Annotated in this window: 10 protein-coding genes; 7 read left to right on the top strand and 3 right to left on the bottom strand. The window is 46.8% G+C overall.

What is annotated here, in order from left to right; genetic code table 11:
- The first annotated feature begins 304 nt into the window (after positions 1-304).
- Together Q5691_RS23080 and Q5691_RS23075 are read left to right on the top strand one after the other, a co-directional pair.
- A complete protein-coding gene (locus tag Q5691_RS23080) occupies positions 305-4519 on the top strand; it encodes a chemotaxis protein CheB (RefSeq protein ID WP_333347296.1) in 4215 nt (1404 codons plus the stop codon).
- 240 nt (positions 4520-4759) lie between these two features.
- Positions 4760-5500, top strand: a complete 741-nt coding sequence (locus Q5691_RS23075) for an HAD family hydrolase (RefSeq protein WP_333226646.1) — start codon at positions 4760-4762, stop codon at positions 5498-5500.
- A gap of 205 nt (positions 5501-5705) precedes the next feature.
- Here the strand turns inward: Q5691_RS23075 and Q5691_RS23070 are convergent, their stop codons facing one another.
- Entirely contained in the window at positions 5706-6194 is a 489-nt protein-coding gene (locus Q5691_RS23070) for an N-acetyltransferase family protein (RefSeq protein ID WP_333310700.1), read from the bottom strand.
- A gap of 109 nt (positions 6195-6303) precedes the next feature.
- The gene (gene tsaD, locus Q5691_RS23065; RefSeq protein ID WP_333210825.1) at positions 6304-7377 is read right to left on the bottom strand and encodes a tRNA (adenosine(37)-N6)-threonylcarbamoyltransferase complex transferase subunit TsaD; all 1074 of its coding nucleotides are present in this window, start codon (positions 7375-7377) and stop codon (positions 6304-6306) included.
- 330 nt (positions 7378-7707) lie between these two features.
- Between tsaD and Q5691_RS23060 the strand changes: the two genes are divergently transcribed.
- The 5 genes from Q5691_RS23060 to Q5691_RS23040 all read left to right on the top strand — a co-directional run bounded on the left by Q5691_RS23060 (position 7708) and on the right by Q5691_RS23040 (position 10855).
- Positions 7708-8196 (top strand): Photosystem I reaction center subunit III, encoded by a 489-nt coding sequence (locus Q5691_RS23060; RefSeq protein ID WP_333210827.1) that lies wholly within the window; start codon positions 7708-7710, stop codon positions 8194-8196.
- A 117-nt stretch (positions 8197-8313) separates the two neighbouring features.
- On the top strand, positions 8314-8442 hold the full coding sequence (psaJ, locus tag Q5691_RS23055) for a photosystem I reaction center subunit IX (protein ID WP_015174876.1): 129 nt from the start codon (positions 8314-8316) through the stop codon (positions 8440-8442).
- Between the two features lie 252 nt (positions 8443-8694).
- Positions 8695-9507 (top strand): carbon-nitrogen hydrolase family protein, encoded by an 813-nt coding sequence (locus Q5691_RS23050; RefSeq protein ID WP_333080387.1) that lies wholly within the window; start codon positions 8695-8697, stop codon positions 9505-9507.
- A 351-nt stretch (positions 9508-9858) separates the two neighbouring features.
- The gene (ilvN, locus tag Q5691_RS23045) at positions 9859-10377 is read left to right on the top strand and encodes an acetolactate synthase small subunit (RefSeq protein ID WP_333210829.1); all 519 of its coding nucleotides are present in this window, start codon (positions 9859-9861) and stop codon (positions 10375-10377) included.
- A 112-nt stretch (positions 10378-10489) separates the two neighbouring features.
- Complete coding sequence (locus Q5691_RS23040; RefSeq protein WP_333210831.1) at positions 10490-10855, top strand: four helix bundle protein; 366 nt, start codon at positions 10490-10492, stop codon at positions 10853-10855.
- Positions 10856-10905: 50 nt separating this feature from the next.
- On the opposite strand, the gene Q5691_RS23035 is transcribed toward Q5691_RS23040, so the two are convergent.
- Positions 10906-14451: an EAL domain-containing protein gene (locus Q5691_RS23035; RefSeq protein WP_333347292.1), complete on the bottom strand. Its 3546-nt coding sequence runs from the start codon at positions 14449-14451 to the stop codon at positions 10906-10908.
- Positions 14452-14566 lie beyond the last annotated feature (115 nt).

The raw sequence follows: 14566 nt of genomic DNA, 5'->3' as shown, positions 1-14566 counted from the left end.
TTTAGTTACCTCAGTAGATATATTCTCTTTGTTTACTTATCTTAACATAGTTCGGTTTTTTTGCGCCGACCTACTTAGGTAAACAAATATAAGTAGTTATTGCTAGCCTCTCGTTGCGATCGCCCCAACAGCAGATAGAGTTGTTCGATCGCGCTCAGATCATGGCTCCAACAGTATACTTACTCATTAAATGAGTTGAATAATACCTATAACTTAAGGTATACTTAAGTATAGTACGGGTTCTTCAGCGGCATCTTGCGAGAACTGTAGGTTGCTGAATAGCTGAAGTCCTCGACTTCATAGCATGACTTCTCATCAGGCCTCTCCAGAAAATACACTCGAATCGATCGCACCAGCCGCCCTCGACAGCGAACAATTAACCGAAACCGATGCCCCCTTTCCCATTGTTGGGATTGCCGCCTCAGCAGGAGGGTTGGAAGCATTCACGCAGTTACTCAGCCATTTACCGGCCGATACGGGTATGGCGTTTGTGCTGATTCAACATTTAGACCCCAATCACAAAAGTCTGCTGAGCGAGATTCTTGCGCGAACCACGCAAATGCCTGTGAATGAGGTAGAAGACGGCGTAGCTGTAGAGCCCAATCAAGTCTACGTTATTCCGCCCAACACCAAGATGGTGGTATGTAAAGGCGTGCTGCAACTCTCACCGCGCGAGAAGATTTATGGCAAATATATGCCGGGAGATGCGTTTTTTACCTCATTGGCGATCGATCGCGGGCACAAAGCAATCGCCGTAGTTTTATCCGGGGGAGACGGAGACGGTTCACTCGGACTCAAGGCAATCAAAGCAGCCGGAGGCATGACTTTTGCTCAATGTCAAGACACAGCAAAATTCGATAGTATGCCGAATACCGCTGTTGCTACAGGCAATGTCGATTTCGTTATGACACCGGAAAAAATTGCCGAGGAACTGGCAAACTACAGTCGCAGTCCGCTTCTCACTGGCCCGCTTCCCCTGACAAAAGTTGAGGAATCGCCCGAACAGGGAGATGCCCTGGCAACTATTTTTGCGCTACTGAAATCGACCACAGGCGTTGATTTTAGCCACTACAAACCCACCACGATCGCTCGACGCATCCAGCGGCGGATGGTTTTGTACAAGCTGGAAAGCTTGGATGATTACGCCCAACATCTTCGACACAATTCGGCTGAAATCACAGCTTTGTATGAAGAAATCCTGATCCACGTTACCAGTTTCTTCCGTGACGCCGAAGCCTTTGAAAAGTTAAAAGAACTGGTTTTCCCCACGATTACCCAAAATAAATCGGCCGAAACTCCGATTCGGATTTGGGTGGCGGGATGTTCGACAGGTGAAGAAGTTTATTCGATCGCGATTTGCTTGTTAGAGTTTTTGAGCGATCAAGTCATCCAGCCAGCGATCCAGATTTTTGCCACGGACATTGGCGAACAGGCGATCGGCAAAGCGAGGTCTGGCGTCTACTCAGAAAACCAGATGGTAGATGTTTCACTAGAACGACGTACTCGCTTCTTTATTGCCGAAGCAAGAGGTAGCTATAGAATCAGCAAGGCAGTCCGCGAACTTTGTGTATTTGCCCGACAAGACTTAGGCAGCGACCCGCCTTTTTCCCATATCGATTTAGTTAGCTGTCGCAATGTGCTGATCTACTTGGGAGAGTCATTGCAAAAAAAAGTGATGCCGATTTTCCATTACAGTCTTAAGCCAACGGGCTTTCTCCTGTTAGGCACTTCTGAGAGTACCGGAGAATTTTCCTACTTGTTTACTTCAGTGGAGAAAAAGTCTAAAATTTATGCCAAAAAGTTGACTGCGACTCGTCCCCATTTTTCGTTTACGCCGAGTTCCTATCCCGTAGCTAAAGCACGTGAACGGCAGGAAGTGAAGGAGAATTTGACGAATAGCTTGGATTTACAACAAGAAACTGACCAACTGATTTTAAATCGATATGCCCCAGCCAGTGTGGTTGTCAACGAGCAGATGAAAATCCTGCAAGTGCGGGGAGACATCGATCCTTACTTGAGAGTGGTAGCCGGAACGCCCGACTTAAACTTGCTGGCAATGGCAAGGGCAGGCTTGCTGGTTGAGCTTCGCACCGCGATTTATCAGGCACAAACGCAGAACGTAACCATTAGGAGAGAAAGGGTTTTGCTTGAATCGGGCGGACGATCGAGTATCGTCAATTTTGAGGTGATTCCGTTCCAGCCACAGGCGGCCGAAGGACGCTACTTTTTAGTGGTATTTGAAGAGGCTGCACCCCGCGTACTTAACTTCAGCACTCTCCCTTCTGAAAACTTCGAGCAACCTGATTTAGTGCACGAAATTGAGCTGCTGAGGCAGCAACTTGCAGCCGCTAACCAAGAAAAAACTGCGGCTCAAGCCCAACTGCAAGCGGTGATCCAGGATCAGGAAAGTCTCAACCAAGACCTCAAAGTTGCGAACGAAGAAATCCTATCCAGCAACGAGGAGTTGCAAAGCACCAATGAGGAGTTAGAAACTGCCAAAGAAGAGATTCAAGCCACTAATGAGGAACTCACTACCACTAATGATGAACTTCGCAGCCGCAATATTGAACAAAGCCTGGTCAATAACGATCTGATAAATTTGCTTTCCAGTATCAATATCCCTATCTTAATGCTGACAAACGATTTACAGATTCGACGCTTTACGCCAACGGCACAGCAAATTTTTAGTGTGATTCCTACAGATGTTGGACGACCCTTTAGCGACATTCGCTCAACTCTGAACGTTCCTAACTTGGAACAGATGATTTTGGAGGTGATTGATACTCTCCAGACGAAAGAACAAGAAATTCAAACTTTATCGGGATATTGGTACAACCTCCGCATTCGTCCTTACCGGACAACGGAAAACCAGATTGACGGTGTGGTGATGGTTTTGCTCGATATTGATGCTCTTAAACGCAGTGCCAGAACCTTGGAGGAGGCCCGAAATTATGCTGAAACCATTGTGGAAACTGTGCAAACGCCTTTAGTCGTCCTAGATGCTGATTTCCGAGTGAATAAAGCAAATCGATCGTTTTATGAAATGTTTCAGGTTTCACCGTCAGAAACAGCAAAATCTTCGCTATTTGAGCTAGGCAACGGGCAGTGGAATATCCCCCAAGTGCGATGGATTCTGGAAGATATTCTGGTTAGTGATGTTCAGCTTGAAAACTTTGAGTTGGATCACCTGTTTGATAAGATCGGGCCCAAAACCATGCTGCTGAATGCTTGTAAACTTGAACGAGAAGATCAAGCTTTAATGATTCTGTTGTCGATCGAGGATATCACGCAGCGCAAGCAGTTGGAAACTGTACGATCGCAGTTATTACAGCAGGAACAGTTGGCCCGCCACCAGGCAGAAACCGCCAACCGTAGTAAAGATGAATTTCTGGCGAATCTCTCCCACGAATTACGCAATCCTTTGACTCCGATCCTGGGCTGGTCACAAATTCTGCGTTCCGGGAAATTAAAGGAACCAGCCGTTACTAAGGCTTTAGAGGTGATCGAGCGCAGCGCGAGGGCGCAATCTCAGTTAATCGAAGATATCCTGGATATTTCCCGGATTACGAGTGGCAAGCTTCAACTGTGCATTTGTCCGATCGATCTGCGGTTAGTGGTGCAAGCTGCGCTGGAGGGGGTGCAATTATCCGCCGAAGCCAAAAACATTCAAATTGTTTCGCAGTTGATTCCTACGACTGTTTTAGGGGATATCAATCGCTTGCAGCAAGTTGTGTGGAATCTTCTGTCTAACTCGATTAAGTTTACTCCGGCGGGGGGACGAGTGGAAATCCTGCTATCGACGATCGAGAATCATGCTCAACTTCGAGTCAGCGATACGGGAAAAGGCATTGGGGCAGAGTTTTTGCCGTATATTTTCGATCGTTTCCATCAAGGCGATGCCAGCAGCGCTAAGACGAATCAAGGGCTGGGATTGGGTTTGTCGATCGTGCGTCACCTGGTTGAATTGCACGGGGGAACTGTGCAAGCCGAAAGTCCGGGTGAAGAACAAGGAACTACAATGACTGTGAGATTGCCGTTGCGATCGCTACCTCCAGAGTTGACATCGGTGATCGATTTAAAGTCAACTGCTTTGGTAGGGCCTTTAAACGCCTCTAGCGATCGCGTCCCCTCTCTAGAAGGCTTGCACATCTTAGCCGTAGACGATCAGATCGATACCCGCGACTTTTTACAATTTGTGCTTGAAGGCTACGGGGCTGAGGTTTTGGCAGTTGCATCTGCCAGAAGTGCGATCGCTGCTTTGACTGAAAATCCGGGCAGATACGACGTGCTAATCTCCGATATTGGAATGCCAGAGGAAGATGGGTATTTCTTAATTCGAGAAGTGCGAGCTCTTGCTGCGGAAGCCGGAGGAGAAATCCCCGCCGCGGCGCTGACTGCCTATGCGGGCGATAAAGAACGCGAAAGGGCGATCGAAGCTGGTTTTCAAAGGCATATGGTTAAGCCAATCCAGCCGGTTGTACTAGGATTAATGGTGGCTAATTTAGTAGGACGATTTTAATTTATTGATTGTATGGACACAACAATGTTGTGTCCTAGTTTTGTAGGAATACAACAAGAGTTAGCTCCATAAAAGCCTGTTTTGAACAGGCAAGATGCCTGTTCCACAATGGTTATTGGAGATGTCTAATGTTGGACATAATTTTCTAGGAACACAACGATCCTGGGCAATTAAGAATTGCCAAAAATAGCGCAATATGGGAAAATAGAAAAAACTATAAAAATTACGGAGTTCAGATTCTTGGTAACTATTAAATGTCGGGGCATTACCTTCTCGAATATCCAAGCCGTAATCTTTGACAAAGACGGCACTCTAGAGGATTCTCAAGAATTTTTGAGATTGTTGGGAATTAAGCGAGCGCGCCTCGCAGACGCTCAAATTCCGGGGGTTGGAGAGCCTTTACAAATGGCTTTTGGTATCGAAGGCGGCAGCATTGACCCCACGGGCTTACTGGCAGTCGGTAGTCGTAGGGAAAATGAGATTGTGGCGGCGGGATACATCGCCGAAACCGGCAGAGGATGGCTGGAATCTTTAACTATTGCGCGCCGCGCTTTTGACGAAGCTGACGAAATGTTTAAAAATAGTGCTGTTTCTCCTCTATTTGTCGGCAGTTTGGAAGTGCTGAAATATCTTTCGGAAGCGGGTTTAAAACTGGGAATTCTTTCGGCGGCTACGACGGAGGTTGTGCAGAAGTTTGTGAAACACCACGCATTGGCCGAGTGGATTCAGTTAGAAATGGGAGTGGATTCAACGGTTCACAAACCCGATCCGAAATTGTTTTTGCAAGCTTGTGAGAAACTCGGAGTAAATCCCGCAGCAACTTTAATGGTAGGAGATTCAGCAGGCGATATTCAGATGGGTAAAAATGCGGGCGCGGCTGGCTGTATCGGGATTTGTTGGGGAAAGGCCCAGGTTAGTCATTTGGAAAATGCGGATGTGGCGATCGCATCTTTGGATGAAATTACAATTTTAGCAGATTGAGCAAACATCAGAGCCTGGAAAATCTCGCTTCTACCGTAGTCTCGATCCCCCTAAATCCCCCTTAAGAAGGGGGACTTTGAGCGCTTCCTGTCCCCCCCCCTTCTTAAGGGGGGCTAGGGGGGATCGAGGCCTAATCGTCAAACAGCAGACCGGTATTACGTTTGACCTTAAGTTGACACCAATGGGCATTGCCGTTTCCCTACAGCTAACAACGCAAACCCAGAATTACGACATCTCTTTCAAAGCCGTCAAGTTCCGCAACTTGTGGCAGATATCCCCACCGCTGAAAGCCAAATTTCTCAAACAATTTTACACTCGGCTGATTGTGAGCAAAAATAATTCCTATGAGAGTTTTAAGCTTCAATTCTGGACTCCGCACAATTGCCGATTGCAATAAATTTTGTCCGATTCCGCAGCGTTGGCGATCGGGTGCAACGTAGATGCTAACTTCTGCTGTATGCTGATAGGCAGCGCGTCCGTAGAAAATCTGAAAACTCAGCCAGCCAACAATATTTTGTTCTGATTCCATTACCCAAATCGGCCAGGAATTGGGAGAGTGTTCTCTGTACCACGGGAGGCGACTTTCGACTGAGACTGCTTTTAAATCTGCTGTGGCCATTCTGCCCGGTATTGCTGCGTTATATATTTGGACAATTGCTGGCAAATCGCTTTCTTCTGCGTCGCGGATTTTCATCGTTGGGTTGAATGTTGACTGTTGACTGTTGACTGTTAACTGTTAACTGTTAACTGTTAACTGTTAACTAATGACTAATGACTAATGACTAATGACTAATGACTAATAACTAATGACTCTTGTACAGTTCCATAATATCGCTGACACCCATTCTTGAATTTGCTCCCAAAGTTAGCGGCGATTTGTGTCCTCGCTGCAAGTGTTCTGCCGCCGCGCAGCCAATCATTGCTGCGTTGTCCGTACAATATTTTAATGGCGGAAACAATACTCGCAAGTTGTGTTTTCCTGCTGCTGCTTGTAAGTGTTTTCGCAGTCCGCTGTTTGCTGCAACTCCGCCGCCGACTACAATAGTGGTAAGCCCGAAATTTACGGCACAGTCGATCGCTCTTTTTGTTAAACCCTTAGCTACTGTTTCCTGAAAGCTGGCCGCAATATCATTAATTGTAGAGGCAGGCAAGAGGTCTTCGGCACCCACATTGTTATTTTGTTTCTTGAGTTTCTGTACTAATTGCAAAACAGCAGTTTTCAAGCCACTAAAACTACTGTCGTAAGGATGGTAGCCACCACCAGGCAAGGAAATTCTGCCTTCTGGTAGAGGGTATGCTTGGGGATTGCCAAGGGCGGCCAATTTGTCAATCAGCGGCCCGCCGGGATATCCTAGCTGCAACAGTCTCGCAACTTTATCAAAAGCTTCGCCAGCGGCGTCGTCGCGTGTGTGTCCTACTGTTTCATAAACACCGCAATCTTTGACATAAATAAAGCTAGTATGTCCCCCGGAAACTAACAAACACAAAAACGGTGGCTGCAAGTCGGGTTCGGTAAGGTAAGAAGCGTAGATGTGCCCTTCGAGGTGGTGGACGCCTAAAAAAGGTTTTTGATGGACTATTGCCAAGCTTTTCGCCGCTGTCAGCCCGACTAACAATGCACCTACTAAACCGGGGGCACAAGTCGCTGCAATGCCGTCAATTTCTGACCAACTCAGGTTTGCTTCACCGAGACACTGGGCAATTACCTGATTGAGCATTTCTAGGTGACTCCGCGAAGCCACTTCCGGCACTACCCCGCCAAACTGCTCGTGGATTTTAATTTGTGATGCTACAACATTGCTGCAAACTTGACGATTCTTAACAATCGCTGCTGCTGTTTCGTCACAACTTGTTTCGATTGCGAAAATGGTTGCCATTAACTGGTAATTTTATTTGATAGGTTAGTTATTGCTAGCTTAACTAATTCGGCGCAAGTCCCCCGCTCTACCTGTACTCAGGTTATTGTTAAGGGATTTTTGCCCGATCGACAGGTAAGACCATCATCGGATGCAAAGAAGGAATATCCTCACGGTATTGCTAGCTCAGCATTGACCTATGAAAACGCTAATCCCTCATTCTATTGGGATTTGCCGCATCAATGATGGATACTTTACACTGTCAACAAACACGGTAATCTGGATTCCAGATCGGCAAGTTGAAATGCTTGTACAAAAACTTATTGTTTTGTAACAAAAGGAAACAATTCCATGCGACGATTGTTTGCTGCAATTTTAGTGTTGAGTGTCTGGATCAGTTTTGCTCCAGTTGCTTCGGCTTACAATTTAGTGCCGTGCAAGGACTCTCCCGAATTCAAGGAACTGGCTAAAAATGCCCGTTCTACGAATGGCGACCCCGCATCTGCCAAAGCAAGATTCGATCGCTATTCTCAAGCTATGTGCGGCCCGGAAGGATACCCGCACTTAATCGTAGACGGCAATTTGAGCAAAGCCGGAGACTTTTTGATTCCCAGCGTGCTGTTCTTGTATATTGCTGGTTGGATTGGTTGGGTAGGCCGTTCTTATCTGCAAGCAGCCAAAAAATCTGGCTCTCCTGAGGAAAAAGAGATTATTATCGATGTTCCAAAGGCAGTCCCATTGATGCTGAGTGGCTTTTTGTGGCCTCTAGCAGCTCTCAAAGAAATCACCACTGGTGAAATGTTTGCGAAGGACGACGAAATTACTGTTTCGCCGCGCTAGCAATTTGGGATTTTAGATTTTAGATTTTAGTTGGTTTACAAATTCCCAGCCTAAAATCCTTAATCTAAAATCGGTTCGCATAATTTAAGTTGTCTCGACTTTTGAGGAGCAGTATTCATGCAATACTTTCTGAAGTATCTTTCGACCGCACCAGTATTGGCAGCAGCTTGGATGGTGATAACGGCGGGAATTTTAATTGAATTCAACCGTTTTTTCCCAGACTTGCTTTTCCATCCGATGCCATAAAAAATCAGTGGATTTAGGTTCCTAAACCTAGAAAAAAAAGTTGAGAGTTTTGAAGTTGGAGCGGTGATTTATCAAGTTATTTCAAAGCTCAAATATCAAAACTCTCAAACTGGAGCATTGAGTACAAAACCAGCGCCTAAATGGGTGAAAACCAAGGATCTAAACTATTTAGTTATCAAATTAGTTCCCAATGACTAATGACTAATGGCTAATGATTAATGATTAATGACTAATGACTAATATTGTGAATCGATGAAGTCTTATCTCGCCGCAGCAATTCAAATGACTAGCTTGCCTGACCTGCAAAAAAATTTGGTTCAGGCAGAGGAATTAATCGACCTGGCAGTGCGTCGGGGTGCGGAGTTAGTTTCCTTACCAGAAAATTTCTCGTTTATGGGAGAAGAGGAGGAAAAGATTGCTTCTTCAGAGGCGATCGGCATCCAAAGCGAAAAATTCCTCAAAACGATGGCCCAGCGATTCCAGGTAACGATTCTGGGCGGCGGATTTCCAGTGCCGACGGAGGGAGGGAAGGTATACAATACTTGTTTGCTGGTAGACCCAAACGGCACTGAAGTGGCAAGGTACAGAAAAGTACATTTGTTCGATGTGAATGTGCCAGACGGTATTACTTACAGGGAATCGAACACTGTGAAAGCTGGTGAAGATTTGCCGCCGGTTTATGTGTCGCCGGAGTTGGGGACGCTGGGACTTTCGGTGTGCTATGACGTGCGGTTCCCGGAAGTGTACAGGCATTTGTCGTACAAGGGGGCTGATATTTTGTTCGTGCCGGCGGCGTTTACTGCTTACACTGGCAAGGATCACTGGAAGGTTTTGTTGCAAGCTAGGGCGATCGAGAATACTTGTTATATGATTGCCCCCGCACAAACTGGCCGTCACTACGGTCGCCGTCAAACTCACGGTCACGCGATGATTGTAGACCCTTGGGGTGTGGTTTTGGCGGATGCTGGAGACGAACCGGGTGTGGCAATTGCAGAAATTAATCCCGATCGACTAGAACAAGTCCGCCGCCAGATGCCATCTCTGCAACACCGGGTTTTTCTGTGAAGGAATTTTGAGACCCATTGGGTCTCAAAATTTCAGTCCTACTGGGCCAACCGACGTGAAAACTTTTTATTCGATCAAGTAATTGTGTAGGTTCGTACACACAATTACTTAGATCATGTGCGTGCGATCGACAACAATAAGCGGGAGGGGGCGGATTTACGCCGATCTATGAGTGATATTGTCGATCGGAGGTGACTCTGGCCCCGACAGCTTAATGATATTGTTTTTTCCTGCAGATGAACGGCCAATAACTCGCGATAAAATGTCTAAGGCAGGTTCAATGGGCGTGCACTTCTGCTAAAAGGTGAATTAGCGAAAGTAGAATTGCACGAAATGCGTCTTTTTGGAGAAATGAAACACACTCTTTCGGTTTTAGTTGAAGATGAAGCGGGTGTCCTCACTCGAATTGCTGGTTTATTTGCCCGTAGGGGTTTTAATATTGAAAGTCTGGCCGTTGGCCCGGCGGAACAAGGGGGAGTGTCTCGGATTACGATGGTTGTACCCGGAGATGACCAAATTATCGAACAGTTGACAAAGCAACTGTACAAGTTGATTAACGTGCTTAAAGTTCAGGATATAACGGAAATTCCCTGTGTGGAACGGGAGTTGATGTTGCTGAAAGTTAATGCTGCTAGCGGGGCGCGATCGGAGATCATTGAGTTAGCTCAAATTTTTAGAGCGCGAGTGGTGGATATTGGTGATGATACGCTGACATTGGAAGTTGTGGGAGATCCCGGTAAAATGGTGGCGATCGTCCAGGTTCTGAATAGATTTGGGATTAAGGAAATTGCTCGTACTGGGAAAATTGCCCTGACGCGCGAGTCGGGGGTAAATACTGAGTTTCTCAAGTCTTTGGAAGCGAAAGTTTAAGGAAGTTGACGGTTGACGGTTGACGGTTGACTGTTGACGGTTGACTGTTGACGGTTGACTGTTGACTGTTGGCAGTTGACGGTTTGCCATCAACTATGTTAAAGGAGCTAATATGGAAAGCTTTCAACAGCTACAAGTTTATCAATTAGCTGAAAAAATATCAAACGAAATATGGTTTATTGTTAAAAAATGGGACGAGTTTACGAAGGATACGATGGGCAAACAAATAGTGCGATCTGCTGATAGTGTTGGTGCTAATATTGTAGAAGGACATGGACGCTATAGCTGCCAAGATAATCAGCGTTTTGTTAAAATTGCCAGAGGCTCCTTAAACGAAACAAGACACTGGTTAAGACTTGCCTACGCTCGAAATCTTTTAACCCAAGAACAGAGCGATCGCCTGCATCCCTTATTAAATGAACTTTCACCAAAACTTAATGCTTATCTTAACTCACTAAAACAAAAAGCCAAAGGTTAACAGTCAACAGTCAACAGTCAACAGCCAACAGTCAACAGCCAACAGTCAAATTACCATTTAGGTTGACTTGCTATCAAAAGTGTGGCTGCGATGCTGTCTATCGGCTTTGAGAAAAAGTATCCTTGTCCGTATTCGCATTGCAGAGCTCTAAGTAAATTAAGCTGTTCGCTGGTTTCGATTCCTTCAGCAATTACATCCATACCTAAATGACTGGCTAAAATTAAAATAGTCTGTACAATCGCTTCGTTTCCTTCATCTTCAGTCATGCGGCTGACAAAAGCTCGATCGATTTTTAAAGCATCAGTTGGAAAGGTGTGTAGGCGGCTCAAAGAAGAATAGCCAGTGCCGAAATCGTCAATATATAATTGAATTTCTAAATTTTTCAATTCCGCGAGGATAGCCACTGCTGATTCAGCATTCTCCATGATGACGCCTTCAGTAATTTCTACCTTTAAAGTGCGGGGGTCAAGCTGAGTTTCTTGTAAAATATCGCGAATGCGATCAATTAAATCCGGTTGTTTAAATTGTTGGTTAGAAAGGTTGACGCTGACAGTCAACGGCGGATTAGCTGGGAATTTTTGGTGCCACTCGTGGATCTGATGACAAGCCGATCGCATCATCCACCAGCCCATAGGTATAATCAATCTAGTTTCTTCAGCTACTAAAATAAACTCGCCGGGAGATACGACACCCCGCTGCGGGTGATACCACCGCATCAGCGCTTCAAAACCGCTGATTCTACCAGTAACTAGAGAGACGATAGGCTGATAGTAAAGCTGAAATTCCTGGGAGTCTAAAGCGCGTCGCAGGTCGTTTTCCAGTTGCAAAAGGGCGACGGCGCGAGTGTGCATACTTAAGTCAAAAACTTCGTGGCGAGCTTTGCCCAATCCCTTAGCATGATACATGGCAGCATCTGCATCTCGGAGCAGTTCTTCAGGTCGATCGTACAACATTGGGAACGGGACATTGGGAACAGGAGAGTCGGAAGATAAGCAAGACAAAGAAGTTTCCCGATCGATATTTCCCAGATTTTCGGGACTCGACAGTTTGCTGGTTTCCCTTGAATACCGAGGCAAACCAGAACAAACAATCCCAATGCTAGCACTGGTAAAAACTTGATATTCGTTAAGGTAAAAAGGCTCTGCCAGTTCCGCTTGCACTCGTTCGGCAATCTGGATCGCATCCTCGGTGCTTTTGATATTTTCCAGCAAAATAGCGAATTCGTCGCCGCCAAGACGCGCAACGGTATCTCCAGCGCGCAAACAGATTCCCAGGCGCTGCGCGATCGCGATTAGCAACCGATCGCCCACTAAATGCCCCAAACTGTCGTTAACAACCTTAAAGCGATCAAGATCGATAAACAGCACCGCAAACAAAATTTCGGGGCGGCGTTTTGAAAGATTGATCGCGTGCCCCAAGCGATCCATAAATAAAGCTCGGTTGGGCAAACCGGTTAGCATATCGTGCAAAGCATCGTGTACCAACTTATCTTCTGCTATTTTGCGGAGGGTAATATCTTCGACAGTGCCTTCGTAGTAAAGTAAATTTCCGTCAGGGTCGCGAACTGCCCGGCCGTTCTCGGAAACCCAGATAGTAGTGCCGTCAGCACGGTAAACTTGAGACTCGAACTCAGACACAAAACCTTGTTTTTCGATCGCACGCAAAAACTCAACGCGGCGGTTGGGATCGAGGTAAAGTTGGCGGTCGATGTTGCGTATGTTCGCGATCAATTCGGCAGCCGAGGAGTAGCCGTAAATTCTCGCCAAAGCAGGGTTAGCGCTGAGGTAGCGCCCGTCAGGCGTTATCTGGAAAATTCCTTCGATCGCATTTTCAAAGATACTGCGGTATTTCTCTTCCGCCTGTTGCAGCGCGAATTCTGCCTGCTTGCGATCGGTGATATCGGTCAACGTGCCGAGATAGCCTAGAACTTCCCCGCTTTTCGTCATTTCTGGCACTGCTTGCCAAAATACCCAGGTTGTGAAGTCACCGTTGCAAAAACGGTACTCTAACTTACAGGGCAACTTGTCTATGACAGCGCGATACCACTGGCTCAAAACACGCTCGCGGTCTTCGGGATGCAAACTTTGCGCCCAACCTTCGCCTAGTGCCTTTGGTGCAGTCAGTCCCGCCATCTCCAAAAATCGCTCATTGACGTACAAGCAATCTCCAGCAGCGTCGGCGCGGAAAATCCCGACCGGCAGTATTTTTGCCAAGGTGTAATAGCGGTATTCGCTTTCTAGCAGTGCGCTGGCAGCTACTTTAGTCTCTGTGATGTCAAACATGGCGCCTTGAAGGATGACAGATTTGCTTGCTTCATCGCGAACTGCGGTCGCTTGATCGCGGAACCAGACTACTCGACCGTTGCGGGCGATCGCCCGGTATTCTGAAACCAGCGACCCCTCGCAGAAGATATCTTCTCCATCGGTGAATTTCTGTGTAGCGTTTTCAACTAACACGCGGTCACGGTCTTCTGGGTGAACGAGTTTCAGCCACAGGTCGGGATCGGCTCTCCATTCAGCTACAGAATAACCTAGAAAAGTCTCGATTTGCGGGCTGATGTAAAGTTTGGCAGCCGTGCGGTTGAGGGGAGAAATGTAGGTGACAGCAGGCATTTGTTCTACCAGGGCGCAGTATTTCGCTTCTACAGTGGACAGTGCTGCTTCTAGGCGCTGCCGCTCTAATTCGGCGGCGGCCCGTCCGGCAAAGATGCTGAGAATTAATCGGAATTTGGCAAGATGTGCTTCCACCAAGGGGCGATCGTGGAAAATACAGATAATGCCTAAAGGTTCGCCGTAAGAGTTTTTCAGCAAGACTCCCAGGAAACTGCGCGCACCTGTTACTACCGGTCTGCGGTCTTCTGGAAAAGTTTCCCAGAGGTAGTCGGGACAGGAATACATTCCCCCCTCCAGCACCCGCGCTTCGGGAGTATTGGCGGTGTCGTACTCAAAGTTTGGCTGCTGCTGTCCGTCGCTGCAAAAACTAATAACTTGCAATCTATCGGCAGCAGCATCGGTGCGTGGCTTCGACTTAATCGATTTGGCAGCGACGGCGGTGCGAACTCCCAGTGCTGAGGCTAAGTGGCAAACTAAGGCATCAAAGAATTCTCCTCCCCCCGGCGAATCAGTACCTGCTAGGATTTCGCCCAGCAAATCTTCCTCTAATTGCGCGAAAGCATTAACTTTGGGAGGATTCTCGGCATTCGGGCGATCGGGATTTTCCCCCATCGAACCCGAAATGCTCAGACTTAGGGTTTTGCTATTTCCAGGCCCCACAATAGGCGAAGAATTCACTGTTAGGCGCTGTTGCTTGGGCAAGAATACAGCGCGGCCCACACCTAAAACTTTACCCAAGAAGCTGTCAGTTGCCGGCCACCGATTTGAGTTCCGGAAAATCACAAAGTTTTTCGGCATTTTCAATCCTGCAGATAAATCGTCCGGCTTTAAGTCTGCCAACTGCCGTTGCTCTTTGGCTAGCGGTAGCCTGGAAGGCCTTCGGTGCCACTTGAGATAAATCGCGTACACCACGGCTAAAGTCGCCAATAATCCCAGAAGATATGCAAGAATCTCAAAGTAAAAAAATAAATCTAGATCGAACATCGATTAGCACCGCTCGACAATTGTTGTAGTTATCTGAAGCCAATCTATTTAAAAATAACTAAGTATCGTCACGGATGGGTAACGAATACAAGGTCTGATCGCCGTGAAGGCGACA

This window comes from Microcoleus sp. w1-18aA5 (assembly GCF_036701705.1).
Taxonomy (GTDB): Bacteria; Cyanobacteriota; Cyanobacteriia; order Cyanobacteriales; family Microcoleaceae; genus Microcoleus.
Note: the sequence above shows the minus strand (reverse complement) of the source record. Positions and strands in the feature narration are given on the sequence as shown.

Bases quoted from the DNA above. Each gene is read 5' to 3' on its own strand.
- tsaD (WP_333210825.1), bottom strand. From the start codon at position 7,377: ATGGCAACCATTTTCGCAATCGAAACAAGTTGTGACGAAACAGCAGCA.
- Q5691_RS23060 (WP_333210827.1), top strand. From the start codon at position 7,708: ATGCGACGATTGTTTGCTGCAATTTTAGTGTTGAGTGTCTGGATCAGT.
- psaJ (WP_015174876.1), top strand. From the start codon at position 8,314: ATGCAATACTTTCTGAAGTATCTTTCGACCGCACCAGTATTGGCAGCA.
- Q5691_RS23070 (WP_333310700.1), bottom strand. From the start codon at position 6,194: ATGAAAATCCGCGACGCAGAAGAAAGCGATTTGCCAGCAATTGTCCAA.
- ilvN (WP_333210829.1), top strand. From the start codon at position 9,859: ATGAAACACACTCTTTCGGTTTTAGTTGAAGATGAAGCGGGTGTCCTC.
- Q5691_RS23050 (WP_333080387.1), top strand. From the start codon at position 8,695: ATGAAGTCTTATCTCGCCGCAGCAATTCAAATGACTAGCTTGCCTGAC.
- Q5691_RS23080 (WP_333347296.1), top strand. From the start codon at position 305: ATGACTTCTCATCAGGCCTCTCCAGAAAATACACTCGAATCGATCGCA.
- Q5691_RS23040 (WP_333210831.1), top strand. From the start codon at position 10,490: ATGGAAAGCTTTCAACAGCTACAAGTTTATCAATTAGCTGAAAAAATA.
- Q5691_RS23035 (WP_333347292.1), bottom strand. From the start codon at position 14,451: ATGTTCGATCTAGATTTATTTTTTTACTTTGAGATTCTTGCATATCTT.